The organism is Streptomyces sp. NPDC050549 (assembly GCF_040655035.1).
In the GTDB taxonomy this organism is placed as follows: Bacteria; Actinomycetota; Actinomycetes; order Streptomycetales; family Streptomycetaceae; genus Streptomyces.
The window spans coordinates 1-24,815 of the sequence record NZ_JBFAJD010000072.1 but is presented as its reverse complement, the minus strand read 5'-3'; the positions used below and the strand labels follow the sequence as shown (position 1 = coordinate 24,815).

Below are 24,815 nucleotides of genomic sequence, written 5' to 3'. Positions count from 1 at the left end.
CGTGCGGCTCGGCCGCCGTGCCCTCGGAGCGGGGGAAGAACTCGTACCAGGCGCCGTACAGCGCCCGCTCCCGCTCGACCAGCAGCGCGCGCGGTTCGGAGGCCGTGATCAACTCCCGCAGCGGATACCGGGCGAGGACCTTGTCCACCTCCGGCGTCAACGCGGCCACGAACCGCGTCCCCACCGGCAGTGAGTCGTCGCGGAGCGTCTCCGCGGCGGCCAGCACCGCAGCCCGTGCCGGCCCCTCGGGCACCCCCGTGGCGGCGCGCGCGTGCAGCTCCGCGCCCTCCTCCAGCATCAGGCCGACATCGATGCCGGCCGGGATCTTGATGCGGGCGGCCCGGCGCCAGGTGGCGACGGGGTCGCCCCAGGCCTCCACGACGTAGGACCAGCGGCCCGGCGCGTCCGGGGTGATCTCGGCGCCCCAGCGGTCGGTGCCGGGGGCGAGCTCCCGCATCGGGGTCCAGGGGCCGGGGCGGCCGTTCTCGTCACGGAGAACGGCGTTCGCGCCGATCGTGTCATGGCCCTCGCGGAACACTGTGGCGGTGACCTGGAACGTCTCGCCGACCACCGCCTTCGCCGGGCGCGTGCCACTGTCCACGGCCGGGCGCACGTCACGTACCGGAATGCGGCCGATGGGTGCTGGGGTCGCGTTCATGGATCTCACCTCCGCCGTGCTCGTGGCCGGGCTGTTCACCCGGTGGGGGGGCCAAGCTGCGCCGGAAGGGGGACTACCTTCCCGCCGGGGAACGCCGGTCGACGGCGACGCCGACGGGTGGCCCGCGGTGCACGACAGCCGTCGTAAAGGGGCGTCCGTTCTGCTCCTGGAGGTACGAGCCCACGCTGCTGCGCAGATAGCGTTCGGCTGCTTCCGAGGCCTCGCGCGCGCAGCGCTTCCCCATCAGCACGCACAGGGTGTAGCCCGAGTCCTCGAAGGTGGCCCGTACCGTCCGGTCGCCCGGCGACGCGAGCATCACTCGTTCCCATGCCCGGTAGCGCCGCAGTTGGCGGCCCACTTCGGCCTTGGCGGGTAGCAGCATGGCGCTGTTCACCTTCCGCCTCGGCGGACCGCGTTTCCCGACCGTCGGGTGGCGGCCGTGCGCGGAGCGGCATGGCTCCGGCACGGCAGTCGAGGCTTTCACTCATGGTGCACAGGTGATGACCAAGCGTCTTGTTGGATCTTCAACTACCCCACCCGTCGCTCGTGTTGCACGAATGGCCTAGCGCTCGCACTCTGGAGCTGACTCAGAAGCGATCAGTGCTCACGCTTCGTGTTCGGGGCCTCGGCCCCGCAGGGCGAGGGGAAGCGCGAGCTTCGCCGGTAGGGAGCCAACGAAGATGAAGACCGCAGTGCCCTGCTACTACCACCTCGACGTGGAAGTCAGTCCGGAACGGATCGGGCAGGTCGGCCGCATCGTGGCCGCCCATCTCCGCCTCTGGGACCTGGAGGTTCTCGTGGACCCCGTCTGCTGCGGCGCCGAGCTTCTGCTGCGGGCCATCGACGAACACGCCACGGACAAGGACACGTCGATCGAGCTCTGGTGGAACGGCCAGCACCTGATCACCGCCATCGGCGACAACGACCGCGACCTGCGCCCGGACCAGGATCTGCGCGCCTGCCTCGCCCGGATCGCCGCGATGAGCGACGGCTGGGGCTGCTGCGCCACCGACACCGGAAGCAAGGTCATCTGGTTCTCGCAGCGCGCCCCCAGCGGCGAACGCGTCCCGCGCGTCCCGAGGACACCCGCGCCGCGCCTGCGGGAGATGCTGGACCTTCCCCGCGAGGTACCGGCCGCGCTGCCGACGCGCCCGGCGCACGGCGTCCTGGAGGACGCCCGGTGACCGCGAGCCCGCGCCGGAAAGGGGTGTCCGTGTGGAGCGGGCACCCCTATCCATTGGGTGCCTCCTACGACGGGCAGGGCACCAACTTCGCACTGTTCAGCGAGGTCGCCGAGCGCGTCGACCTGGTCCTCGTCGAGGACGACGACAGCCACCGGAACGTCCGGCTGACCGAGGCCGACGGCTTCGTGTGGCACTGCTATCTGCCGGGCATCGGCCCCGGGCAGCGCTACGGCTACCGGGTGCACGGCCCGTGGGCACCGGCCGCCGGACACCGCTGCAACCCGGCGAAGCTGCTCCTCGACCCGTACGCCCGGGCGGTGGACGGCCAGATCGACAACAACCCCTCGCTGTACGAGCGTGCGGCGGGCCCTGCTCCTGGCGACAGTGCCGGGCACGGAATGCTCGGGGTGGTCACCGACCCGTTCTTCGACTGGGGTGACGACCGGGCGCCCCGGCGTTCGTACGCCGACACCGTGATCTACGAGGCCCATGTGAAGGGGCTGACCCGCACCCATCCGGAGGTCCCGGAAGACCTCCGGGGCACCTACGCGGGACTCGCCCACCCGGCCGTCGTCGACCATCTCGTCTCGCTCGGGGTGACCGCCGTGGAGCTGATGCCGGTGCACCAGTTCGTGCAGGACGGGGTGCTCCAGGACCGTGGGCTGTCCAACTACTGGGGCTACAACACCATCGGCTTCTTCGCGCCCCACAACGCCTACGCCGCGCACCACGAACGAGGCGGGCAGGTGACCGAGTTCAAGTCCATGGTGAAGGCGCTGCACGCCGCCGGACTCGAAGTCATCCTCGACGTCGTCTACAACCACACCGCCGAGGGCAACGAGAAGGGTCCCACCCTGTCCTTCCGGGGCATCGACAACGCCTCCTACTACCGCCTGGTGGACGGTGACTGGGGCCACTACTACGACACGACGGGCACCGGGAACAGCCTGCTGATGCGGCACCCCCACGTCCTCCAGCTCATCATGGACTCGCTGCGGCACTGGGTCACCGAGATGCACGTCGACGGCTTCCGCTTCGACCTCGCGGCCACGCTGGCACGGCAGTTCCACGAGGTGGACCGGCTGTCGGCCTTCTTCGACCTGATCCAGCAGGACCCGGTGATCAGCCGCGTCAAGCTCATCGCCGAACCGTGGGACGTGGGGGAGGGCGGCTACCAGGTGGGCAACTTCCCGCCGCTGTGGTCGGAGTGGAACGGCAAGTACCGCGACGCCGTACGGGACTTCTGGCGGGGCGGCGAGCACACGCTCGGCGAGTTCGCGTCCCGGCTCACCGGCTCCTCCGACCTGTACCAGCACAGCCGGCGCCGCCCGCGCGCCAGCGTCAACTTCGTCACCGCGCACGACGGGTTCACCCTGCGTGATCTTGTCTCGTACAACGACAAGCACAACGAGGCCAACGGGGAGGGGAACCGGGACGGCGAGAGCAGCAACCGGTCCTGGAACTGCGGTGCGGAGGGGGAGACGGACAACCCCGCCGTGCTGGAACTGCGCGCCCGTCAGCAGCGCAACTTCCTTGCCACGCTGCTCCTTTCGCAGGGCATCCCGATGCTGGCCCACGGCGACGAACTGGGCCGCAGCCAGCGCGGCAACAACAACGCCTACTGCCAGGACAACGAAGTCTCCTGGATCGACTGGGAGTTGACCGACGAGCAGCGCGAACTCGCCGCGTTCACGCGGTACGTCATCGGGCTGCGCGCGGCTCATCCCGTGCTGCGCCGCCGCCGGTTCTTCCGCGGCGAGACCGCCGTGCACCCCGGACAGCCGTTGCCCGACCTGGTGTGGCTGCTGCCCGACGCCCGCGAGATGACCGACCGGGACTGGCTGCGCTCCGACGCGCACTCGGTCGGTGTCTTCCTCAACGGCGACGCCATCGCCGAACGTGATCCGCACGGCGGGCCCGTCGTCGACGACTCCTTCCTGCTCCTGCTGAACAGCTACTGGGAGCCCGTCGACTTCCGCCTGCCCGACGTCACCTACGGCGAACGCTGGACGACCCTGATCGACACCGCCGAGCCGCAGGGCACTCCGGACGAGACGGAGCACAAGGCGGGCACGGAGATGGCCGTGGAGGCGCGCAGTCTGGTGCTGCTCTCGCGGCCGGCTCGGCGCTGAGCGTCAGGGGGCCCCGTGCGAGGTCACGGTGAACTGGGCGCCGTCCGGGTCGCGCAGCACGGCCTCGTGGTCGTTCTCCCGCAGGACGCTCCCGCCGTGCGAGGCCACGACCCGGGCGCACGAGCGGATGTCCGAGACCGCGAAATGGACCTGCCAGTGCGGGCGGACGGTCGGGTCGGGAGTCGCCTCCAGCGCGCCCGACTCGATCCGCGCCACGACATTGCCGCCGCTGCGCAGGACGACCTCCCCGCCCTCGTAGCGGACCTCGCAGCTCGCCGGGTCCGCCGACGCCCAGTCGAGGACCTCGCCGTAGAAGATCGCCGCGTCGAAGGCGTCGCGGGTGTGCAGACGGACGAAGGCCGGGGCCGAGCGGCGCCAGGTCTCCCAGCCGCCCATGAGGTCGCCCTCCCAGATGCCGAAGGTCGCGCCGTCCCGGTCGCCGAGCAGGGCCGCGCGGCCGGGCGGGAAGGAGAGCGGGCCCACGGCGACCGTGGCGCCGCGCTCGCGGACCCGGGCCGCGGCCACATCAGCGTCGGGCACGGCGAAGTACGGCGTCCAGGCCACCGCGATCTGCCACACGGTGGCCACCGCGCCCAGGCCGGCCACCGGAATGTCGTTCGCCGTGGCGATCCGGAAGTGGTCGCCGAGCCGGGCCGAGCGCCACTTCCAGCCGAACACGGCCTCGTAGAACGCCTCGGTGGTCTCCACGTCGCGGCTGGTGAGACTCACCCAGCAGGGGGCGCCGAACATCGAGCGGGTGGAGACGGCGTCCGGCTCACCGGGGGACGTATTTCTGTCGTGGTTCATGGCAGTCGCGTTCCGATCTCCTGGGACCGGCGGCCACCGGTCTCCTTCTCAGTGTCCAACCGGAATCGGTCCCGCTGCCTCCCGAGCGGGTGTCTTGACCATCCTTTTGGGTTAGTTACCTCTGTTAAAGAGGTAATCTTCGGGTGTGGAGACCGAGAACTTCCCGGAAGAGCTGGCCGACGCGCTCGTCGGAGTCCAGCGGCTGATCCGCAGGCGACTGCGCAGCGAGATGACCATGCCGCGACTGCGCGGCGCCGAGGTGGAGCTGCTGCGCCTGGTCGAGGTCCGGCCCGGCATCGGCATCTCGGAGGCGGCCAAGGAGCTGTTCCTCGCCGGGAACTCGGTGTCGACCCTCGTCAACCAGCTCGCCCGGGACGGCTTCCTGATCCGTGAGACGGACCCCGCCGACCGGCGCGCCGCCCGCCTCCAGCTCACCGAGGCGGCCAAGACCCGCCTAGGCGACTGGCACGCACGGCGCGCCGCTCTTGTCCGCGGCCAGGTGGACCGTCTCGACCAGGCGGACCGGGACGCGCTGCGCGCGGCGATCCCGGCCCTGCACCAACTGGCCGTCAATCTGCACGAGGAGGCCGAGGACTCATGACGCAGGACACCGCCACCGGGCGGTCCGCAGCCGTCAGCTGCACAGGGCTCACCTACTCCTTCGGCGAGACCGCCGCGGTGGACGGGCTCGACCTGTCCGTGGGGGAGGGCGAGGTCTTCGGACTGCTCGGCCCCAACGGAGCCGGGAAAACCACGGCCATCCGCTGTATCACCACCCTGCTCCCGGTCCCGGCGGGCATGGTCCACGTCTTCGGCCACGACACGGCCAGGGAACAGATGTCGGTGCGCCGCATGCTCGGCTACGTCCCGCAGCAGCTGTCCGCCGACAGCGGGCTCACCGGCCGCGAGAACGTCGCGCTCTTCGCCCGCGTATTCGACGTCCCCCGCAGAGAACGTGCCGCCCGTGTCGCACAGGCCCTGCGAGCCGTCGACCTCACCGGCGCCGCAGACCGGCTCGCGAACACCTATTCCGGCGGCATGGTCCGGCGGCTCGAACTCGCGCAGGCCCTGGTCAGCGCGCCCCGCCTGCTCATCCTCGACGAGCCCACCATCGGCCTCGACCCGATCGCCCGCACCAGTGTGTGGGAGCACATCAACGCCGTGCGCGAGGCCACCGGCATGACCGTCCTGGTCACCACGCACTACATGGACGAGGCCGACCAGTACTGCGACCGCGTCGGCCTGATGCACCGCGGCCGCATCCGCGCCCTGGGCACCCCGGTCCAGCTCCGCGAGGGCCTGGGCGAACGCCGCCGCGCCGAGGGCGCCCCCGCCACCGATCCGCTGCCCACCCTCGAGGACGTCTTCCGGGACATCGCCGGCAGCGGTCTCGAAGACCAGTCAGGAGGTTTCCGCGATGTCCGAAGCACCCGCCGCACCGCGAACCGCGTCGGCTGACCCCGCCCCCGAGTACGACCTGAACCTGCTGCTCACGCCGCCCCGACCCCGGTCCGGCTGGCGCCTGTTGCCCGCCCGCGTGATCGCGATGTGCGCGGTCGAACTCCAGAAACTCCGCCACGACCGCACCGAGTTGTACACCCGAGCCGTCCAACCGGCCCTGTGGCTTCTGATCTTCGGCCAGACCTTCACCCGCATCAAGGCGATCCCCACTGGCGGCATCCCCTACATCGACTACCTCGCCCCGGGCATCATCGCCCAGTCCGCGATGTTCATCGCCATCTTCTACGGCATCCAGATCATCTGGGAGCGGGACGCCGGCATCCTCAACAAGCTCCTCGTCACCCCGACTCCGCGCTCGGCGCTGATCACCGGCAAGGCCTTCGCGGCCGGAGTGAAGTCGCTGATCCAGGCCGTCGTCGTGGTCGTCATCGCCGCGATCCTCGGAGTCGCGCTGACCTGGAACCCGCTGAAGCTGATCGGTGTCGGGGCCATCGTGATCCTCGGCTCGGCCTTCTTCTCCTGTCTGTCGATGACCATCGCCGGCATCGTGCTCAGCCGCGACCGGCTGATGGGTTTCGGACAGGCCATCACCATGCCGCTGTTCTTCGGCTCCAACGCCCTCTACCCGGTGGCGATCATGCCCGGCTGGCTGCAGGCGGTGAGCAAGGCGAACCCGCTCAGCTACGAAGTGGACGCCCTGCGCGGGCTGCTGCTCGGCACCCCGTCGCACGTGGGCACCGACTTCGCCGTCCTGTTGGTGGCCGCCGCACTGGGCATCGCCGCCGCCTCTTCGCTGCTCGGACGGCTGGCCCGCTGATCTTGCCGGGGACGTGATGTGCGGCACGCCCCCGACCGCGGTTCGGTGGCCGGAAACCGGATTCCTGCTGCGCACGGCTTGATCAGTGATCAAGCGGGCGAAAACGCTGGCCACAGCGCATTCTGCTCATTTGACAGTGCGCTGAGCACACGGATAGGAAGCAGCTCTCTGAGGTCGAGAGGGTGCATTGTGTACGAGCCGAACGTGGTCGGGGACTGGCACGAGTACGACGAACATGCCGGTCTGCGTGTCCGCGTCCACAGCCTGGCGGCAGCCGAGCCGCCGCGCGGACGCGACGACGCCGCCGAAGGGCTGACGTACTTCACTCTCCGTGTCACCGTCGAGAACCGTGGCGCCAGGCACCTCGGCATCCACCTGGAGGACGGCCAGATCGACATCCGGGTCGGCCCGGACGGCGAGAGCGCCTTCATCGACTGGCGCAGCTCGCAGTTCATCGAGGGCTTCGACGTCTACCCGCTGCGCCGCGCCACCGCCGTCCTCTACGCCGCCGGCCCGGAGGCGTCCCTGACACAGGTCGACGTACAGGTGCAGCTGCGGGTCGAGGAGGAGTGGACCGAACGGCGCCTGTGGGCGGGCGGCATCGGGCTGTGCGAGGAGACCGTCGCGGCCGGTGCCGAGCGGGACGGCCTGGCGCACCAGGTGAGCAACTTCCTTCGCGACCAGGCGGAGCCCGGCACCCCCTGAGAGCTGCGGGGCCGGGCTCTTCCGGTCAGTGCGGGATGCCGTCGATGATCTCGCGGGCGCCCTGCCGCAGCAGCGCCACGGCCACCGAGGTGCCGAGCGTTGCCGGGTCCAGTCGGCCCGCCCATTCGTGGGCGTTCAGCCGGGTCTTGCCGTCCGGGGTGAACACACAGGCGCGCAGCGACAGTTCACCGCTCCGGTCGACCTGGGCGTAGCCGGCGATCGGGCTGTTGCAGTGCCCCTGGAGGACGTGCAGGAACATGCGCTCCGCCGTCGCCTCACGATGCGTCTCGGGGTGACCGAGCCCGCTGATCGTGTCGATGACGTCGGTGTCGCCCTCACGGCACTGCAGGGCGAGGATGCCCGCGCCGATCGGCGGCATCATCGCCTCGGCGGACAGCACTTCGGTGGCCACGTCCAGCCGCTCGATGCGCTCCAGCCCCGACATCGCGACCAGCAGCGCGTCCGCCTCGCCCGCCGCGAGCTTCTCCAGCCGCCGGTTGACGTTGCCGCGGAACGGCACGCACTCCAACTCCGGGTGCGTGGCAGCGAGTTGCGCGACCCGGCGGACCGAGGAGGTGCCGACGCGGGTACCGGCGGGCAGCTCGTCGAGAGTCAGCCCGCCCGGGTGGACCAGGGCGTCGCGGATGTCGTCCCGCTTCAGGAACGCGGCGAACGTCGTACCGGCGGGCAGCGGACGGTCGGCGGGCACGTCCTTCATGCAGTGCACCGCGAGATCCGCCTCACCCGCGAGCAGCGCGGCGTCCACCTCCTTGGTGAACGCCCCCTTGCCCTCGACGGCGGACAGGTCGCCCATCCACTTGTCGCCGGTCGTCTTCACCGGTACGACCTCGGTGCGCACCTGCGGATGAAGGACGGCCAACTCGGCGCGGACACGCTCCACTTGGGCCAGCGCCATGGGCGAGTCACGGGAGACGATTCGGATCAGTTCGGGCACGGACATGCGGACACGATAGACCTTCCGGCACCGCGCCGTGGACCGGACCCCGCACCCGGCGAGAGTGACATATACGTCATGCCGTGTCGGTGAGCACGAGCTGCAGGGTGCGGTGACCGGTCCCGTCCGCGGCCACGACCGGTTCCCCCGGCCGCCCGTCGACCGTGCACGACCGCACCCGGCTCCCGCCCCCGCTCAGCGTCACGTCGAGGGTCGTGTCCCGGTACCGCAGCCCGCGCAGACTCACCGCCCCCCAGGTCGGGGGCAGACACGGGCGCAGCCGCAGCGAGCCGTCCGTGAACGTCAGGCCGAACAGACCGTCGTGGATCAGCCGCAGATACGCGGTCGCCGACCAGGTCTGATCGGGCTGGGACACGAAGTGGTTCGCGTGGCCACTGGCGCCCCCCTGCCAGCCGCCGTCCACGGCTCCGGTCACCGAGTCGTACAGCTCGTAGAAGCCGCCGCTCGTGGAGATCAGACCGGCGAGGGTGTCGACGGCGAGGGCGAACGGTTCGGTGCGGCCCGCGTCGGCCGCGGCCTGGCCGTACAGCCCGTGGACCATCGGCCACACCATCACGTTGTGCCGCCCCGGGTGCCGGTCGTCGAAGCGCGGGAAGTGCGGCCAGACGTTGACGATGCCGTACGGCTGCCAGTGTGTGGCGTCGAGGATCCGGCCGGCGCGTTCGGTGTCGGCGACGCCGAGGAGGACGGCGAGGGCCAGTCCCGCGCCCTCCTGCGAGGTGTCGAGGTGTCCGGCGAGCGGGCCCTCTCCGTGGAGGAGGTAGCCGTAGGTGCCGGCGTCCGGGCGCCACAGGTGCCGGTCGATCGCCGTGCGCAGCTGCTCCGCGTCCGAGCGCAGCGAGGCGGCCTCCACGGGGCGGCCGACGGCCTCGGACATGGCGGCGAGGGCGAGATGGGCGCCGTAGTAGAGGCAGTTGGTCGACAGGCACAGCAGTTTGTCGGTGCGCGGGTGGTCCAGGACGAAGGACGAGTGGACGGACGCCGAGGCGGGTGGGCTGGGGTAGCCGGAGATGCCGTCGTTCATGAAGCCCGGGCCCCCGAAGAGGCCGAACGTCGGGTTGAAGTGCTGGGCGCGGCGGGCCGCGAGGGTGCGCGCGGACGTGTCGTGGGCCTGGGTGAGGAAGTCGCGGTCGCCGGTGACCAGGTAGTGGTGGTGGGCGGCCAGGACCCACACGATCTGGTCCCACCACTGGTTGTCCTGCTGGACGACGAGGCCGTCCCGCGCGCGGTCGACCACGGACCACAGGGTGTTGCGGGCGACCTCGGGCGCCAGCAGGCTGACCCCGCTCCACGCGTTGACGGCCGCGTCCCGCGTCCAGCGCTGGGGTGCGGGATAGCCGCCGCCCGCGCGCACGACCGTGCCGGGCGGGTAGCGGAGCAGGCCGGCCCTGTCGTACACCGAGCGGTCCGCGCCGATGGTGTTGGCGTCGGACACGGACCTGAGCGCGGACGAGTACAGGGCACCGAGCCGGCGCTGGGTGGCCGGGTCGTCGAAGGCGATGGTGGGCATGGTGTATCCGTTCCCGGGGGCCGGGCCCTGCGCACCCGCGGGGATGGCCGTCGCCCCGGCGATTCCCAGCGCGATCAGGAGAGCCCGCCGCGAGACCCTGCGTTCAGCTGCCACGTTCCGTCCTCTCGGCCTCCCGGGGTCGAGATGGTCCCGGGAGCCCTGTGAACGATGGTGCTCTGTGGACGGTACCGTCAGGCGGCGGGGTCGAACGTGATTCCGGAAGGCTTCGCCGACGTGAGGTGGGCCACGAAGTTGGCGTCCTTGAGCCCGAAGTTCGCGCTGCGGAAGTCGTAGGCGCTCAACTTGTCGCGCAGGCCCGCCGGGTAGCCGTTCCAGCCGACGAGCGGCGGGTACTGCCAGGTGTGCTTGTCGTTCTCCGGCGGCTCGTCGTTGGCGTTCGCGAGGCGGAAGTCGTGCGTGCCGATGCCGTCCTTGTGGTAGACGATCTTGGTGTGCGTGCCGTCGAAGCGGACCTCGGAGGCCGCGTGCACGGTAAACGAACCGTGGTTGGACGTCGACACGTACTGGATCGTGCCGTTCTGCACCCACACCACGACGTGTTCCCAGTCGTCGCGGTGCCCGCCGATGCTGGAGTTGGCGATGGCCTGGTCCTTCTCGAAGTACAGGCCGTACATGTAGGCGCACCAGCCGTTGTTGCACTTGTAGCGCGAGTAGCTGTTGGTGTTGTCGAGGTCCGAGGCGTCGTGGCACTCGCCGCTGAGCGAACCCGTCGGGTTCAGGCCGCCGTTGACGGTCCCGTCGGGGCCGATCGCCGGCGTCGGGTAGCAGCCGTCCGTGTCGTAGTCGAAGGCGGCCAGATACGTCTGCTCGGCCGCCTCGGCGTTCGCGGGCAGCGCCTTCGGCGGTGCCGCGAAGGCGGTGGAAGGGAAGGCGATGACGAGTACGGCGGCACCGCCGAGACCGGCGAGCCACCTTCCGCGGCGGGTCCGGGACTTCCGGTACGACACTGCGTCCTCCTTTTCGGGCGCAGCCCGACGGCTATGGATGGAAAGGGCTTTCAGAGTCCCTGCTTTTCATGTACGCGCCAAGTGAGTGAGGTGTCACGATGGTGACACGCCACCCAATGCTTGAGCTACGCAAGTTCATCGGTCCTCCGGCAGGTCGGCGGCCGACTCCTCCGGTGCCAGGTCGGGGCGCAGCCGCAGCCAGGACGGCTGCCGCAGCATCCCGGCCCGGGTACGGGTGCTGTAGCGGACCTCGCCGACCAGCCGGGGCACCACCCAGCGCGCCCCGGCCACCGCCGGTACCGGATCGAAGGGGCAGGCGTCGGTCCCGGCGGCCCGCAACAGCGCGGCGAGTTCGGCACGTTCGGCCTCGCTCCAGCCCGTGCCCACATTGCCGACGTACCGCAGCCGCCCGCCCGCGCGCTGCCCCACCAGCACCGCGCCCGGCAGACCCGACAGCCGCCCCTTGCCCGGCACCCATCCGCCGACCAGCACGTCCTCGCTGCGCAGATTGCGGATCTTGATCCAGGCCCGGGACCGCACCCCGGGCTCGTAGGCCGAGTCCAGCCGCTTGCAGACCAGGCCCTCCAGCCCGTGTGCACGGGTGGCCCGCAGCGCCTCGGTGCCATGTCCCTTGAGCGCGGCGGGAGTTGACCAGTACGGGCCGTGCAGGCCGAGCCGCTCCAGCTCGGCGCGGCGCTCGGCGTAAGGAAGGCCGAGGAGCGGCCGGCCGAGGTGGGGGACGTCGAACAGCACCAGATGGACAGGGGTGTTCGCGGCTCGGTGTGACGCCAGAGTGGGCGAGTGCGCCAGACCCATCCGGTTCTGCAGCAACTGGAAGTCGGCGCGGCCCTGTTCGTCGAGGGCCAGGACCTCACCGTCCAGGATGGTCGGCGTGGAGCCCAACGCGCGTCCCAGCGCCAGGAGTTCGGGATAGGCGCCGGTGATGACCGCGCCGGAGCGGGCGCGCAGCAGGACGCTGCCGTCGCCGGGGAGATACACCAGGACGCGCTGGCCGTCCTGCTTGGTCTCGTAGGCCCAGCGGGCGTCCTGTCCGGCGGGTGGAAGGGTGCCGGGAGCGGCGAGCATGGGTGCGATGCGGGGGAGGGGCACGGCACAGGTGTCGACGGCGAGCGGGGGCGGCACGCCTTTTCGGCGCGGGGTTCGCCTGAACGGGCGCTCCGTCAGAGCGCGGAGTCGGACGGCGGCGGTGCCTGCACCAGCCCCGACTGGTAGGCCATCACGACGAGTTGGGCCCGGTCGCGGGCGTTCAGCTTCGTCATGGCGCGGTGCACATGGGTGCGGACGGTCAGCGGGCTGACGTACAGCTGCTCGGCGATCTCGTCGTTCGAGCGCCCCTCGGCCGCCCTGGCCATGATCTCGCGTTCACGGGCGGTGAGGACGCCGAGCCGGCCGGGCGTCGCCGGCCGGACGCTCGGCGCGGGTGTGGCCAGGAAACGGCTGATCAGGGTGCGGGTGGCGAGCGGGGAGAGCAGGGAGTCGCCGGACGCGACCGTGCGGATGCCGGCGAGCAGCGCCTCGGCGGTGACGTCCTTGCCGAGGAAACCGCTTGCTCCCGCCCGCAGCGCCTGTGCCACGTACTCGTCGACCTCGAAAGTGGTGAGGACCAGGACGCGCGTGCCGGACAGGGCCGGGTCGGCGCAGATGGCGGTGGTGGCGGTCAGACCGTCGGTGCCGGGCATGCGGATGTCCATCAGGACGAGGTCGGGGCGGTGTTCACCGGCCAGCGCGATCGCCTCGGCGCCGTCGGCCGCCTCGCCGACCACCTCCATGCCCTCGCAGGTGTCGATCAGGATCCGGAAGGTGGCCCGCAGCAGGGCCTGGTCGTCGGCGAGCAGCACACGGATGGTCATGGGGTTCTCTCTTCCCGTTCCGGAACGCCGGGATACAGCGGCAGTTCGGTGGTGACTTCGAAGCCGCCCCCGATCCGGTGCCCGGCCCGCAGGGCACCGCCGACCGACCGGGCGCGCTCCCGCATCCCGATCAGCCCGAAGCCCTGGCCACGGGGCGGTGCCGGGACGGTGGTCGCACCCGCTCCGTCGTCGGAGACCGTGACGGTCAGGCGGTCGAGGTTGTAGCGCAGGCGCACCTGTGCCGATCCGGTCGTGGTGTGCTTGCTGACGTTGGTGAGGGCCTCCTGCACGATCCGGTACGCCGTCAGGTCCACCCCGGCCGACAGCGGGCGCCGTTCGCCCTCCGCGGTGACGGTGACGGTGAGTCCGGCGGTGGCGAACGCGCCGGTCAGTTCGGCGAGTTGGGCCAGCCCCGGACTCGGGGCCAGCGGCGCGCCGGGATCGCCGGCCCGGCGCAGCAGACCCACCGTGCCCTTCATTTCGCGCAGCGCGGAGGACGTCGTACCGGCGAGCTCGGTCAGGATCCTCTGCACATGGTCGGGGTGGGTGCGCGCCAGGTGGGCCGCGGTGCCGGCCTGGGCGTGGGCCAGGGCCAGATGGTGGGCGACGACATCGTGCAACTCCCTCGCGATGCGCATCCGTTCCTCGGCCACCCGGTGCCGGGCCTCCTCCTCCCGGCTGCGCTCGGCGTACTCGGCGCGCGCCTGCACCGCCTCCAGATAGGCGTCCCGCAGCCGCAGCGCGTTCCCGGCGACCACCGGCAGCAGCAGCCAGGCGGCCGGGCCGACCGTCCTGAACGGCCAGGGGTGCTGCACCGGGTCCACCAGCGTCGCCGTGGTCACCACCAGCACGACCGACGCGAGGAAGTGGCGCCGGGCCGTCCTGCGGCGGGTGAGGACGGCCAGCCGGTACAGGGCCAGCATCAGCGGCCCCAGCATCAGCGGGGTGAGGAGGCAGCCCAGCGCGGCGGCTCCGGCGGCGGCGACCGCCGTCACGGCGACGACCGTGCGAGGGCGGCTCCGCTGCCAGAACAGGGCCGCGCAGGAGGCCGTGGCCAGCGCGATGGTGGGGCCCACCGCGTCGGGCCCGGGACCGCGCGGCACGTTCAACTCGCTGCCGAAGAGGAACATGGCGAACAGCAGCACCGCCGACATGGTGTCGACGGTGCGGATGTGCTCGTCCGCGTAGCGCTGCCAGCTGTGGTGCATCGGTGTCTCCGGTGGGAATCCTGGGGCCATGGTGGGCGATGCCCGGTCCTGACCCGGGGCCGGGTTCCCGTCGGCGGGGTCCGGGGACAGGCGCCCGGGCCGCCCGCGTCACGCTCTGCGGGCGGCCCGTCGGGGGAGGGGCGGAGTCAGGCACGGGTGACCGGTACCGGGTCGGGCACGGCGGGGGCCGCCGGCTCCTTGCGGGTGAGCGCCTCGCCCTCGACGTCGATGTTCGGCAGCAGCCGCTCCAGCGGGCGCGGCAGCCACCAGGCGGCCCGGCCCGACAGCGCCGGTACGGCGGGCACGATCGCCGTCCGGACCACGAACGCGTCGAACAGCACGACCGCCGCGAGCCCGAAGCAGATCCCGGAACAGGGTGACCGACCAGCGCCGCCGGAAGGCGAGTCGGCCCAGTCGATGGAGGAAAGTAGCCACGGGACGGAGTGCTCCACATCTGCTCTCGGGGACCGGCCCAGACTCGCGGGCGGACCCCCGTCCCGTCGTCGTGCGGCTGCCGACGATCGCGGCTACTGAGAACGCAGTACGCGCCGCCGCCCGTGTCATCCCGTGGCACGACCGGCGGCGCGCGTGTCACACGTTCTGCAGATAGGCCAGCACGGCCAGCACCCGGCGGTGCCCGCTGTCGCTCGGCGGCAGGCTCAGCTTCAGGAACACATTGCCGATGTGCTTGCTGACCGCGCGTTCCGTGACGACCAGGGTCCTCGCGATCGTCGTGTTGTCGTGGCCCTCCGCCATCAGCTTCAGCACCTCCCGCTCACGAGGAGTCAGCGAGTCCAGTGGCGAATTACGGCGCCGGGTGAGCAACTCGGTCACCACCTCGGGGTCGAGCGCCGTACCGCCGGCCGCCACCCGTTCCAGCGCGTCGAGGAACTCGTCCACGCGGCCGATCCGGTCCTTGAGGAGATAGCCGACCCCGCTCGCCCCGACGCCCAACAGCTCTGCTGCGTAGGACTCCTCGACGTACTGCGACAGCACCAGCACCGGCAGCCCCGGGATCTTCTCCCGTGCCTCCAGCGCGGCCCGCAGCCCCTCGTCGCGGAAACCGGGCGGCATCCGCACGTCCAACACGGCCACGTCCGGCCGGTGTTCGAGCAGCGCGGGCAGCACCTCGGGGCCGCTGCCCGCGGCGGCCACGACCTCGTGTCCGGCCGACGTCAGCAGGAGGACCAGGCCCTCCCTGAGCAGGGCGTTGTCCTCGGCGATCACTACCCTCATGACAGCCCCGCCTCAACCACGCTCACCAGACGCACGGCAGCTCCACTTCGATCACGGTAGGTCCCCCCACGGGGCTGGTCACAGTCACACTGCCGTCGAGCGCGGCGACCCGGCGCTGCATACCCAGCAGCCCCGATCCGCCCGCCTCGTCGGCACCACCTCGGCCCTCGTCGCGCACCCGGACGCGCAGTCCGGTGCGGGCGCGGGCGAGATGGACCTCGGCGCGGTCGGCGCCGCTGTACTTGGCCGCGTTGGTCAGCGACTCGGCGATCACGAAGTACGCCGCCGCCTCCACCGCCGCCGGGGCGCGCGGCCCGTCGTGTCCGTCGGTCAGGCCGTCCACGGTCACGGTGACACCGAGCGCGCTGCTGGCGGCCAGCGCGCGCACCGCGCCGACCAGGCCCCGGTCCGTGAGGATCGGCGGATGGATGGCGCGGACGACGTGCCGCAGATCCGTCAGCGCGTCCTCGGCCAGCGTCTGCGCCTCGTCGAGCATCCGCCGGGCCGCGGCCGGATCCTGGTCGTAGGCCCGCTTGGCGAGACCGATCCGCATCGACAGCGACACCAGCCGGGCCTGCGTCCCGTCGTGCAGGTCCCGCTCGATCCGCCGCAGTTCGGCCCCGTGCGCGGCGATCGCGCCCGCCCGCGTCTGCATCAACTCCTCGACGCGAACGGCCAGTTGGGCCTTCGGTGACGGCTTCAGCAGGGCGGTCGACCACTCGGCGTCCAGGTCCGCGAGCCGGCTGATCAACGGCAGGACGACGGCCTCGCGGCGCAGCAGCCCGCACCACAGCCCGTCGACGACCAGACCCAGCGGCCACAACGGCAGCATCAGCACGGGCAGGGCGCCGTAGCCGTAGTAGGCGACCGTCCAGCGGAAGTCGGTCAGCGTGCTCGGGTCGCGGACCGCCGTGCGCAGCCGCTTCCGGACGGTGCCGTTCAGCGGCTGGTACGCCTCGGGGACCCTCCGCCCGGTCCAGGCGCCCGCCTGCTGCCGCTTGGCCCCGGCGATCCGCCGTATCAGCAGCACGGTCTCGGGCAACATGAACGCGCCGACCACCGTGACGGTGAGGATCGCGGTGATCAGGAGCACGGTCACGAAGATGTACGACCCGAAGGCCATCGCGGCGGAGATGACCAGGTGGAGTGTGGCCCGGCCCGCCTGCCGCAGGGTTGCGCGCATGGAGTTCAGGTCAGGCACGGGGGGCGGCGAGTGCCGGAGCGGACCGCTCGGCCGTGGTGCAGGCCGCTCCACCACGGGTCCGGGAGCCCGCTCCACCACGGGTTCGGGAGATCGCTCCCTCGTGTCGTCGGGCGGACGACGGAATCGTTGAAGCACCACGTCAACCAAGATCCAAGTCTGCTCGATCCGGAGGAAACCATTCATGAAGCCGCTGCTCGCGTCGAGACCCGTGCTGTGGTTCCTGTTCCTGTTCAATCTGGTCGTCGCCTCCGCCGCGCCCTTCGTGGCCGACGGCCCGCAGGCCGTCCTGACCGGCGTCGGCATGGGCGCGGTCTCGCTCGGGGCGGGCACCAGCCTGTTCCGGACCCGCCGGAAACCGGTCTGACGACCTGCCTGCCCACGGGGCGAACCCGATGTCCACGGACCCGGCGCCGATCTGGGGGAGTGGCCGGCGACCGGGTCCGGGACGGCGCCGACCCCCGTCCCCACGGGTTCGGCGCGGGGGCCGCCTTCCGCTCAAGGCGGCCCCGGCTCTGGTGAGCGAGGGCTCAGCTGTGCTCCTGTCTTCTGCGACCCCGCCCTCACGGCGGGCTTCCTTGAGTTAGGCAAGCATATGCGACTTACTTGAGTCAAGCAATCGAATGGATATTCCTTGAGTCAGGCAAGCAGGACGGTAGGCCGAGCGCATGTCCACGTACGGCAGCATCAGTGAGACACCATCACTCGCCCGCGGTGGCGGGCAGCACCTGCTCGTCGCCGCGGACGATGCGGACAACGCGGAACTCCTGTCCACGACACTGGAGTTGGCCGGCTATCGGATCAGGACGGCCGGCAGCGGTGCCGAGGTGGTGTCGCGGCTGGCGGAGCAGCGGTTCGAACTGGTCGTCATCGATGCGGAGTTGCCGGAGATGGACGCCCTGGAGCAGAGCGGCCGACTCGTCACGCATCGCCCGCCCGTCCTGCTGCTCACCGCCTGGGACACCCTGGACAGGCTGCTGCCCGAACTGGGCGCGGGGGAACGGGACTACGTCACCAAGCCGTTCCGGATCGCCGAAGTGCTCGCCCGTGTCCAGGTGTTGCTGCGCGCCAGGGGTGGCGGCCGGGACGGCGCGCTGCACTACGCCGACCTGGTCCTGGACGACACCACCTGCCAGGCACGGCGCGGCCGGCGCACACTCGATCTCACACCGGCGGAGTATCGACTTCTGCGCCACCTCCTGATCAACGCGCACAAGGTGCTGTCCAAGGAGCAGATCAGCCGGTACGTCTGGGGTGACTTCCGCGGCGACAACGCGATGGAGCAGCTGATCTCCCGCCTGAGGCGCAAGGTGGACCAGGAGGGGGCGGCGCTGATCCACACGCGGCGGGGGTTCGGGTACTGGCTCGGGAGGGCGGCCGGCGAGGGGTGAGCGCTCCCCGTCGGGGAGTTGCATGGGATTCGCGAAGCGAATATGGACCCTTGTGAAGTGGGGTGCCGGGCGGTGTCACGGTGACGTGACGCCGCCCGTTTCTCGGACGCCACTTCGGGCCACGCCCATCTGCGCGTCGGCTACGCCTGGTCGGCGCTCGGCCGCCGCACACTCCCGTTCCAGCGCCGCTGGAGCCTGACGCACCCGGAGACCGACCTGCACCTGGTCCGCGTCAACTCGGCCACGTCGGGACTGGGTGAAGGCGGCTGCGACCTGGCCGTCGTCCGCCGCCCCCTCGGCGACCGGCGGTTCGAGTCGGCCATCGTCGGGCTGGAGCGACGGCTGTGCGCCATGGCCTCCGACGACCCCCTCGCGCGCCGCCGCTCGGTCCGGCTGGCCGACCTCGCCGGGCGCACCCTCCTCGTCGACCGCCGTACCGGCACGACGACCGCCGACCTGTGGCCGCCCGATTCCCGGCCGGTCACCGAGGACATCCACGACGTCGACGACTGGCTCACCGTGATCGCCACCGGCCGCAGCGTCGGTATGACCGCGGAATCGACCGCCAACCAGTACCCGCGGCCCGGAGTCGTCTACCGCCCGGTGCGCGACGGGGAGCCCATCGCCGTGCGGCTCGCCTGGTGGAAGAACGACCCGCATCCGGCCACGCAGGCGTTGCTGGAAATGCTCACCGCGCTCTACCGCGAGCCGTAGCGGAAGGCGGTCCACCGCCCGTCCGCGACTGGTCCATGGGCGGGCGAGGGCATGTCTGGGGCAAGTATGGGCGGAAGGATGCCTGCAATACGGCGGACAAAATTGTTGACAATCTTGTTTGGCTAGATTTAGGTTCGACAGGCACTCACTCAGGGAGGGCAACGATGCCGAAAGAAGCCCGTCCGAGCACCGGGGAGCAGGCCAAGCAGCATGCGCTCACGCAGCTGCGGCAGGCGATCCTGCACGGCGACATGGCACCGGCACAGCGGCTGGTGGAGAACGAGCTCGCCGAGCAACTCGATGTGACGCGGGCCAGCATCCGCGCGGCGTTGATCGATCTGGCGGCCGAAGGACTGGTCGAGCGGATCCGCAACCGGGGCTCCCGGGTGCGGGTGGTGACCGTGGAGGAAGCGGTCGCCATCACGGAGTGCCGCATGGTCCTGGAGGGACTGTGCGCGGCCAAGGCAGCCGTCGCGGCCAGCGACGAGCAGCTGACCGAACTGGCGGATCTGGGCCGGGCCATGACCAAGGCCGTGGCCGACGGCGAGCCGGTGACGTACTCCGAGCTCAACCACGAACTGCACGACAAGGTCCGGGAGTTCTCCGGCCAGCAGACGGCCTTGGCCCTCCTGGAACGACTCAACGCCCAACTGGTGCGTCACCGCTTCCAGTTGGCACTGCGGCCGGGGCGTCCGCAGCAGTCCCTGAACGAGCATCTGGCAATGATCGAGGCGATCACGGCCAGGGACCCGCAGGCGGCCGAGGCGGCCGTCCGCGCCCATCTCACCAGTGTGATCGAGGCGTTGCGCGACTGACGCGCGGCGGATCGGCGCAGCTGGGGGCGGGCGCACACCTGTCCACCAAGGAGATTGACGCAATGACGCACGGCAACGCGCCCGCCTCCCCCACGCTCGACGGCGCTCGCGCGGGGGGACCTCCATCACGATCGACACTCGTCGTCACGGCGCACGCCGGGGACTTCGTGTGGCGGGCGGGCGGAGCCATCGCCCTGGCCGCCGCCCGTGGCGAGAAGGTCACCATCGCCTGTCTGACCTTCGGCGAGCGCGGCGAGTCCGCCAAGGCCTGGCGTGAGGGCAAGCAGCTGGACGAGATCAAGGCGATACGCCGGGACGAGGCCGAACGCGCCGCGGCCACCCTCGGCGCCGAGGTCCGTTTCTACGACGCGGGCGACTACCCCCTGGTCGCCACCGCCGAGTTGACGGACCAACTCGTCGCCGTCTACCGCGAGACACAGCCGGACGTCGTCCTCACCCACCCCACCGAGGACCCTTACAACGGCGACCATCCGGCCGCCAACCGCATGGCGCTGGAGGCCCGCGTCCTGGCGCAGGCCATCGGCTACCCCGGTGCGGGCGAGATCATCGGCGCCCCGCCGGTCTTCTACTTCGAGCCGCACCAGCCCGAGATGAGCGGCTTCAGGCCCGAGGTCCTCCTCGACATCACCGAGGTGTGGGACACCAAGCGCAAGGCGATGGAGTGCCTCGGCGCCCAGCAGCACCTGTGGGACTACTACACCGACCTGGCCGTCCGCCGCGGTGTCCAGCTCAAGCGCAACGCCGGCCCGAACCTGGGCCTGGCCCACAAGACGATGGCCGAGGCGTACATGCGTCCCTACCCGCAGATCGCGAAGGAGCTGGCATAACCATGGGCGGCGTGATCGTCACCAACCCCCCGAAGGCCGACGCCGAGGACGTCGAGGCGCTGGCCGCCTTCGGCGTGGCCACCGTCAGCGAGGCCATGGGACGTACGGGCCTGCTCGGCCCGTCAATTCGCCCCGTTCAGCAGGGAGTTCGGGTCGCCGGAACCGCCGTCACCGTGCTCAGCTGGCCCGGCGACAACCTCATGATCCACGCGGCCGTGGAGCAGTGCGGCGAGGGCGACATCCTGGTCGTCACCACCACCTCCCCGTGCACGGACGGCCTGTTCGGCGAGCTCTTCGCCACCGCGCTGCAGAAGCGCGGGGTGCGAGGCGTGGTGCTGAACACGGGTATCCGCGACACCCAGGAACTGCGTGACATGGGCTTCGCCGCCTGGTCCCGCGCCGTCTCCTCGCAGGGCACCGTCAAGGCCACCGGCGGCTCGGTCAACGTGCCCATCGCCATCGACGGCCAGGTCGTCCGCCCCGGTGACGTGATCGTCGCCGATGACGACGGCGTGGTGGTCGTACCGCGTGAGAAGGCCCGCGGGACCGCCGAGAAGTCCGAGGCCCGCGAAGCGAAGGAAGCGGCCACCCGCGCCGCCTTCCTGGAGGGCCAACTCGGCCTGGACCGCTACGGGTTGCGCGACACTCTCAAGCAACTCGGCGTCGAGTACCGGTCGTACGAGGAGTACACCGGAGCCGGGTCGTGACCGGGCCCGCAGAGGTGCGCTGCATGCTGATGCGCGGCGGCACCTCCAAGGGTGCCTACTTCCTGGCCGAGGACCTCCCCGCAGACCCCGCCGCACGCGACGACCTGCTGCTGCGGGTCATGGGCAGTCCCGACCCGCGCCAGATCGACGGTCTGGGCGGCGCCCACCCGCTCACCAGCAAGGTCGGGGTGATCTCCGTCTCGGCCGACCCCGAGGCCGACGTCGACTACCTGTTCCTCCAGGTCGCCGTCGACCGCCCCGAGGTCACCGACCGGCAGAACTGCGGCAACATCCTTGCCGGAATAGGCCCGTTCGCCGTGGAGCGGGGGCTCGTGGCCCCCGGTGACGGCGAGACGTCCGTCCGCATCCGCATGCTCAACACCGGGGAACTCGCGATCGCGAGCTTCCCCACGCCGGGCGGCCGGGTCGACTACACCGGCACCGCCGAGATCTCCGGCGTGCCCGGCACCGCGGCCCCCGTGGTCATCGAATTCCCGCAGGGCGCAAGCCCGTTGCTGCCGACCGCCCGCATCCGTGACGTCATCGCCGGAACCGAGGTGACGTGCGTCGACAACGGCATGCCGGTCGTCCTGATCCCGGCCGCCGCGCTGGACGTCACCGGTTGCGAGAGCCCCCAGGACCTGGAAGAGAACCGGATTCTCGCCGACCGCCTCCGGGAGATCCGCCTGGAGGCCGGCAAGCTGATGGGCCTCGGGGACGTCGAGCACACCACGGTGCCCAAACTCACCCTCCTGGCGCCGCCCAGGGACGGTGGCGCGGTGACGACCCGCACCTTCATCCCCGTGCGCTGCCACACCTCGATCGGCGTTCTCGGCGCCGCGAGCGTGGCGGCGGGACTGCTCCTGCCCGGCGGGGTGGGGGAGGGCATCGCGGATGTCACGGAACAAAGTGACCGAATTCGCATCGAGCATCCCAGTGGATTCCTAGACATCGAAACTAGCGTGACCCCGGCATCCGGCGAGACCGCTCCCGTGGTCCGCAGAACCGCCGTGGTGCGCACCGCCCGCAAGATCTTCGACGGCACCGTGTTCCCCCGGTTCGCCGAAACAGCCCCCGCACCCGCACCCGTACGACCCCTTGGAGGCAACGATGGCTCCGCCGCTCGGTGACATCGCCCATATCGGCCACGCCCAGCTCTTCACCCCGGACCTGGACGCCAGTGTCGCCTTCTTCACCGACTACCTCGGGCTGACCGTCAACGGGCAGGACGGCGATACCGTCCACCTCCGGACCTACGACGACTACGAGCACCACAGCCTGGTCCTCACCGCCCGCGAACAGCCCGGCCTCGGCCGCCTCGCCCTGCGGACATCCAGTGAGGAGGCCCTCCAGCGCCGTATCAAGGCGGTCGAGGACGCGGGCGGCACCGGCCGATGGACCGAGGACGAACCCGGCCTCGGCAAGCTCTACGTCACCACCGACCCGGACGGCCACGAGCACGCCCTCTACTGGGAGAGCGAGCACTACCGGGCCCCCGACGAGCTGAAACCGGCCCTGAAGAACCAGCCGCAGGCCAAACCCAACCGGGGCGTCGGGGTCCGCCGCCTCGACCACATCAACTTCCTCGCCGCGGACGTGCTTTCGAGTGCCGAGTTCCAGCAGCATGTGCTGGGCGCAAGGCCGACGGAGCAGATCCGGCTCAACAGCGGCCGGATCGCGGCGCGTTGGCTGACGTACACGAACAAGTCGTACGACGTCGTCTACACCGAGGACTGGACCGGTTCGACCGGGCGGCTGCACCACATCGCCTTCGCGACCGACACCCGTGAGGACATCCTGCGCGCGGCCGATCTCGCCATCGACACGGGCGTGTTCATCGAGACGGGGCCGCACAAGCACGCCATCCAGCAGACGTTCTTCCTCTACGTCTACGAACCCGGCGGCAACCGCATCGAGTTGTGCAACCCGCTCACCCGCCTCGTCCTGGCGCCCGACTGGCCGCTGATCACCTGGACCGAGGAAGAGCGGAAGAAGGGGCAGGCCTGGGGCCTGAAAACCATCGAGTCCTTCCACACGCACGGGACTCCGCCGGTTGGCTGAGCGACGCGTGGGAGCCGCCGGAGTCACCCCCACCCGATTGTCGATGAGATTGTTGACAAAAACGTTGACTATCGCGGGGGTGACTCCTTAGCGTCTGGCGCACCAAGCACGAGAGGTAACCAACGATGTCTTCCTCCCCCTCCCCGTCCCCCGCTCTGTCCGCCCGCGGCAGCCGGCTGGCCCTCCTGGTCATCGGTCTGTGCTGGCTGGCCGTCCTCTTCGACGGCCTCGACATGTTCATCTACGGCTCGGTGCTCCCGCACCTGCTGGAGACGAAGACCTTCGGTCTCACCGCGGACCAGGCCGGCGACCTCGGCAGCTACGCCACCTTCGGCATGCTGGTGGGCGCCCTCACCGCGGGAACGGTCGCGGACCGGATCGGCCGCAAGCAGCTGATGATCGCCTGCGTGACGCTCTTCTCGCTGGCCTCCGGCATCTGCGCCGTATCCGGCAGCGTCGAGGTCTTCGGCCTCGGCCGCACCCTCGCCGGCGTGGGCCTCGGCGGTCTGCTGCCCACCGCGATCAGCATGGTCTCCGACTACGCCCCGCGCGGCCGGACCGCCCTCACCATCGGCATGCTGATGACCGCCCACCACGCCGGCGGCATCCTCTCCGCCTACGTGGCCAAGTGGCTGGTGGACCCGGTCGGCTGGCGCGCCGCCTTCTGGGTCTGTGTCCTCCCGCTGCTCTTCGTCCCGGTGCTGCTGAAGTTCCTGCCCGAGTCGCTGAGCTTCCTGGTCGCCAAGGGCCGCACCGACGAAGCCGCCGCCCTCGCCGAGCGCTTCGAGGTCGAACTGCCCGCCGCGACCGGCAAGAAGACGGCGGCCGACCGCTGGGACGCCCTGCTCGACCTCTTCCGCGGCGGCGCATGGCTCCAGACCCTGCTGTACTGGTTCGCCTCCTTCGGCGGCCTGCTCCTCGTCTACGGCGTCGCGACCTGGCTGCCCACCCTGATGCGCTCCGAGGGCTACGCGCTCGCCGACGCCCTCACCTTCGTCGTCGTGTTCAACCTCGGCGGCATCGTGGGCATGCTCGCCGCCGGCCGCGCCGCCGACCGATTCGGCGCTCCGCGCATCTCGTCGATCTGGTTCGCGCTCACCGCTGTGGGCGTCTTCCTGCTGGGTGTCCACATGGACCAGGCCGTCACGATGCTGGTCGTCTTCCTCACCGGCGTCTTCCTCAACAGCGCCCAGACGATGATCTACGCGACGGTCTCCATCCGCTCCACCCCGGACAACCGCGCCACCGCCGTCGGCTGGACCTCCGGCATGGGCCGCTTCGGCGCCGTCTTCGGCCCGTGGCTCGGCGGCCAGCTGCTCGCCTCCGGCAACGGCGACTGGGGCTTCACGTCCTTCGCCATCGCCGGTCTGTCGTCCATGGTCTTCATCGGGATCGCCGCCCTGCGCAGCTCGAAGCAGGCCGCGCAGACCAGTACTCCGCAGGAGCTGGTCGGCACCCACTGACCGGGAAGGTCAGGGACGAGGCCGAACGCGCCGCGGCCACCCTCGGCGCCGAGGTCCGTTTCTACGACGCGGGCGACTACCC

General features: G+C 70.9%; 25 protein-coding genes and 2 pseudogenes. 15 read left to right on the top strand and 12 right to left on the bottom strand.

All coding sequences use genetic code 11. From position 1 onward, the window contains the following. Both AB0I51_RS46500 and AB0I51_RS46495 read right to left on the bottom strand, forming a co-directional pair. A partial coding sequence (locus tag AB0I51_RS46500; protein ID WP_362985267.1) for a maltotransferase domain-containing protein occupies nt 1-658 on the bottom strand: 658 nt, incomplete at its 3' end. Between the two features lie 73 nt (nt 659-731). Continuing rightward, complete coding sequence (locus tag AB0I51_RS46495; RefSeq protein WP_362985265.1) at nt 732-1,040, bottom strand: DUF5133 domain-containing protein; 309 nt, start codon at nt 1,038-1,040, stop codon at nt 732-734. A 298-nt stretch (nt 1,041-1,338) separates the two neighbouring features. On the opposite strand from AB0I51_RS46495, the gene AB0I51_RS46490 reads away from it, so the two are divergent. Together AB0I51_RS46490 and glgX are read left to right on the top strand one after the other, a co-directional pair. After that, nucleotides 1,339-1,842 (top strand): pep a2, encoded by a 504-nt coding sequence (locus AB0I51_RS46490; protein WP_362985263.1) that lies wholly within the window; start codon nt 1,339-1,341, stop codon nt 1,840-1,842. A gap of 23 nt (nt 1,843-1,865) precedes the next feature. Continuing rightward, complete coding sequence (gene glgX, locus AB0I51_RS46485) at nt 1,866-3,974, top strand: glycogen debranching protein GlgX (RefSeq protein ID WP_362985269.1); 2,109 nt, start codon at nt 1,866-1,868, stop codon at nt 3,972-3,974. Between the two features lie 3 nt (nt 3,975-3,977). Here the strand turns inward: glgX and AB0I51_RS46480 are convergent, their stop codons facing one another. Beyond that, a complete protein-coding gene (locus tag AB0I51_RS46480) occupies nt 3,978-4,781 on the bottom strand; it encodes a VOC family protein (protein ID WP_362985261.1) in 804 nt (267 codons plus the stop codon). Between the two features lie 145 nt (nt 4,782-4,926). Here AB0I51_RS46480 and AB0I51_RS46475 point away from each other — a divergent pair, with 145 nt between their 5' ends. The 4 genes from AB0I51_RS46475 to AB0I51_RS46460 all read left to right on the top strand — a co-directional run bounded on the left by AB0I51_RS46475 (nt 4,927) and on the right by AB0I51_RS46460 (nt 7,764). Then, on the top strand, nt 4,927-5,382 hold the full coding sequence (locus AB0I51_RS46475; RefSeq protein WP_362985259.1) for a MarR family transcriptional regulator: 456 nt from the start codon (nt 4,927-4,929) through the stop codon (nt 5,380-5,382). Continuing rightward, nucleotides 5,379-6,239, top strand: coding sequence for an ATP-binding cassette domain-containing protein (locus tag AB0I51_RS46470; protein ID WP_362985257.1), 861 nt, complete (start codon nt 5,379-5,381; stop codon nt 6,237-6,239). Before AB0I51_RS46475 ends, AB0I51_RS46470 begins: the two co-directional genes overlap by 4 nt. Beyond that, nucleotides 6,199-7,059, top strand: coding sequence for an ABC transporter permease (locus AB0I51_RS46465; RefSeq protein ID WP_362985255.1), 861 nt, complete (start codon nt 6,199-6,201; stop codon nt 7,057-7,059). Before AB0I51_RS46470 ends, AB0I51_RS46465 begins: the two co-directional genes overlap by 41 nt. 189 nt (nt 7,060-7,248) lie before the next feature. Next, entirely contained in the window at nt 7,249-7,764 is a 516-nt protein-coding gene (locus AB0I51_RS46460; protein ID WP_362985253.1) for a hypothetical protein, read from the top strand. A 25-nt stretch (nt 7,765-7,789) separates the two neighbouring features. Here AB0I51_RS46460 and hemC read toward each other — a convergent pair whose 3' ends face one another. The 9 genes and pseudogenes from hemC to AB0I51_RS46415 form a co-directional block, all read right to left on the bottom strand. Beyond that, complete coding sequence (gene hemC / locus AB0I51_RS46455) at nt 7,790-8,725, bottom strand: hydroxymethylbilane synthase (protein WP_362985251.1); 936 nt, start codon at nt 8,723-8,725, stop codon at nt 7,790-7,792. A 70-nt stretch (nt 8,726-8,795) separates the two neighbouring features. Then, entirely contained in the window at nt 8,796-10,364 is a 1,569-nt protein-coding gene (locus AB0I51_RS46450) for a glycosyl hydrolase family 65 protein (protein WP_362985249.1), read from the bottom strand. Nucleotides 10,365-10,441: 77 nt separating this feature from the next. Beyond that, on the bottom strand, nt 10,442-11,218 hold the full coding sequence (locus AB0I51_RS46445) for an NPP1 family protein (protein ID WP_362985247.1): 777 nt from the start codon (nt 11,216-11,218) through the stop codon (nt 10,442-10,444). A 135-nt stretch (nt 11,219-11,353) separates the two neighbouring features. After that, on the bottom strand, nt 11,354-12,328 hold the full coding sequence (locus AB0I51_RS46440) for an ATP-dependent DNA ligase (protein WP_362985245.1): 975 nt from the start codon (nt 12,326-12,328) through the stop codon (nt 11,354-11,356). Between the two features lie 71 nt (nt 12,329-12,399). Next, a complete protein-coding gene (locus tag AB0I51_RS46435; protein ID WP_362985243.1) occupies nt 12,400-13,089 on the bottom strand; it encodes a response regulator transcription factor in 690 nt (229 codons plus the stop codon). Beyond that, complete coding sequence (locus AB0I51_RS46430; RefSeq protein WP_362985241.1) at nt 13,086-14,297, bottom strand: sensor histidine kinase; 1,212 nt, start codon at nt 14,295-14,297, stop codon at nt 13,086-13,088. The genes AB0I51_RS46435 and AB0I51_RS46430 overlap by 4 nt, the downstream gene beginning before the upstream one ends. A gap of 146 nt (nt 14,298-14,443) precedes the next feature. After that, nucleotides 14,444-14,662: pseudogene (locus tag AB0I51_RS46425) on the bottom strand (MMPL family transporter); the annotation flags it as partial. Nucleotides 14,663-14,888: 226 nt separating this feature from the next. Then, nucleotides 14,889-15,533: a response regulator transcription factor gene (locus AB0I51_RS46420; protein WP_362985239.1), complete on the bottom strand. Its 645-nt coding sequence runs from the start codon at nt 15,531-15,533 to the stop codon at nt 14,889-14,891. A 22-nt stretch (nt 15,534-15,555) separates the two neighbouring features. Then, nucleotides 15,556-16,716 carry a histidine kinase gene (locus AB0I51_RS46415; RefSeq protein WP_362985238.1) on the bottom strand — a complete coding sequence of 387 codons (1,161 nt, stop codon included), beginning with the start codon at nt 16,714-16,716 and terminating at the stop codon, nt 15,556-15,558. 202 nt (nt 16,717-16,918) lie between these two features. Between AB0I51_RS46415 and AB0I51_RS46410 the strand changes: the two genes are divergently transcribed. The 9 genes and pseudogenes from AB0I51_RS46410 to AB0I51_RS46370 all read left to right on the top strand — a co-directional run bounded on the left by AB0I51_RS46410 (nt 16,919) and on the right by AB0I51_RS46370 (nt 24,733). Beyond that, nucleotides 16,919-17,101, top strand: a complete 183-nt coding sequence (locus tag AB0I51_RS46410) for a hypothetical protein (RefSeq protein ID WP_362985236.1) — start codon at nt 16,919-16,921, stop codon at nt 17,099-17,101. Nucleotides 17,102-17,402: 301 nt separating this feature from the next. Next, on the top strand, nt 17,403-18,125 hold the full coding sequence (locus AB0I51_RS46405) for a response regulator transcription factor (protein WP_362985234.1): 723 nt from the start codon (nt 17,403-17,405) through the stop codon (nt 18,123-18,125). Between the two features lie 105 nt (nt 18,126-18,230). Then, a pseudogene (locus tag AB0I51_RS46400) lies at nt 18,231-18,839 on the top strand (LysR family substrate-binding domain-containing protein); the annotation flags it as partial. Between the two features lie 164 nt (nt 18,840-19,003). Beyond that, on the top strand, nt 19,004-19,654 hold the full coding sequence (locus tag AB0I51_RS46395) for a GntR family transcriptional regulator (RefSeq protein ID WP_262062166.1): 651 nt from the start codon (nt 19,004-19,006) through the stop codon (nt 19,652-19,654). A 62-nt stretch (nt 19,655-19,716) separates the two neighbouring features. Then, nucleotides 19,717-20,502, top strand: a complete 786-nt coding sequence (locus tag AB0I51_RS46390; RefSeq protein ID WP_362985232.1) for a PIG-L deacetylase family protein — start codon at nt 19,717-19,719, stop codon at nt 20,500-20,502. Between the two features lie 2 nt (nt 20,503-20,504). Continuing rightward, nucleotides 20,505-21,209, top strand: coding sequence for a 4-carboxy-4-hydroxy-2-oxoadipate aldolase/oxaloacetate decarboxylase (locus AB0I51_RS46385; RefSeq protein ID WP_362985231.1), 705 nt, complete (start codon nt 20,505-20,507; stop codon nt 21,207-21,209). Beyond that, on the top strand, nt 21,206-22,339 hold the full coding sequence (locus tag AB0I51_RS46380) for a 4-oxalomesaconate tautomerase (RefSeq protein ID WP_362985230.1): 1,134 nt from the start codon (nt 21,206-21,208) through the stop codon (nt 22,337-22,339). Before AB0I51_RS46385 ends, AB0I51_RS46380 begins: the two co-directional genes overlap by 4 nt. Then, entirely contained in the window at nt 22,320-23,270 is a 951-nt protein-coding gene (locus AB0I51_RS46375) for a catechol 2,3-dioxygenase (protein WP_362985229.1), read from the top strand. The genes AB0I51_RS46380 and AB0I51_RS46375 overlap by 20 nt, the downstream gene beginning before the upstream one ends. Nucleotides 23,271-23,395: 125 nt before the next feature. Then, nucleotides 23,396-24,733, top strand: coding sequence for an aromatic acid/H+ symport family MFS transporter (locus tag AB0I51_RS46370; RefSeq protein WP_362985228.1), 1,338 nt, complete (start codon nt 23,396-23,398; stop codon nt 24,731-24,733). The last annotated feature ends 82 nt before the right edge of the window (nt 24,734-24,815 follow it).

Coding starts and splice junctions, on each gene's coding strand:
- AB0I51_RS46495 (WP_362985265.1), bottom strand. CDS start 1,040: ATGCTGCTACCCGCCAAGGCCGAAGTGGGCCGCCAACTGCGGCGCTAC.
- AB0I51_RS46490 (WP_362985263.1), top strand. CDS start 1,339: ATGAAGACCGCAGTGCCCTGCTACTACCACCTCGACGTGGAAGTCAGT.
- AB0I51_RS46480 (WP_362985261.1), bottom strand. CDS start 4,781: ATGAACCACGACAGAAATACGTCCCCCGGTGAGCCGGACGCCGTCTCC.
- AB0I51_RS46470 (WP_362985257.1), top strand. CDS start 5,379: ATGACGCAGGACACCGCCACCGGGCGGTCCGCAGCCGTCAGCTGCACA.
- AB0I51_RS46465 (WP_362985255.1), top strand. CDS start 6,199: ATGTCCGAAGCACCCGCCGCACCGCGAACCGCGTCGGCTGACCCCGCC.
- hemC (WP_362985251.1), bottom strand. CDS start 8,725: ATGTCCGTGCCCGAACTGATCCGAATCGTCTCCCGTGACTCGCCCATG.
- AB0I51_RS46435 (WP_362985243.1), bottom strand. CDS start 13,089: ATGACCATCCGTGTGCTGCTCGCCGACGACCAGGCCCTGCTGCGGGCC.
- AB0I51_RS46430 (WP_362985241.1), bottom strand. CDS start 14,297: ATGCACCACAGCTGGCAGCGCTACGCGGACGAGCACATCCGCACCGTC.
- AB0I51_RS46420 (WP_362985239.1), bottom strand. CDS start 15,533: ATGAGGGTAGTGATCGCCGAGGACAACGCCCTGCTCAGGGAGGGCCTG.
- AB0I51_RS46415 (WP_362985238.1), bottom strand. CDS start 16,716: ATGCGCGCAACCCTGCGGCAGGCGGGCCGGGCCACACTCCACCTGGTC.
- AB0I51_RS46410 (WP_362985236.1), top strand. CDS start 16,919: ATGAAGCCGCTGCTCGCGTCGAGACCCGTGCTGTGGTTCCTGTTCCTG.
- AB0I51_RS46405 (WP_362985234.1), top strand. CDS start 17,403: ATGTCCACGTACGGCAGCATCAGTGAGACACCATCACTCGCCCGCGGT.
- AB0I51_RS46395 (WP_262062166.1), top strand. CDS start 19,004: ATGCCGAAAGAAGCCCGTCCGAGCACCGGGGAGCAGGCCAAGCAGCAT.
- AB0I51_RS46390 (WP_362985232.1), top strand. CDS start 19,717: ATGACGCACGGCAACGCGCCCGCCTCCCCCACGCTCGACGGCGCTCGC.
- AB0I51_RS46385 (WP_362985231.1), top strand. CDS start 20,505: ATGGGCGGCGTGATCGTCACCAACCCCCCGAAGGCCGACGCCGAGGAC.
- AB0I51_RS46375 (WP_362985229.1), top strand. CDS start 22,320: ATGGCTCCGCCGCTCGGTGACATCGCCCATATCGGCCACGCCCAGCTC.
- AB0I51_RS46370 (WP_362985228.1), top strand. CDS start 23,396: ATGTCTTCCTCCCCCTCCCCGTCCCCCGCTCTGTCCGCCCGCGGCAGC.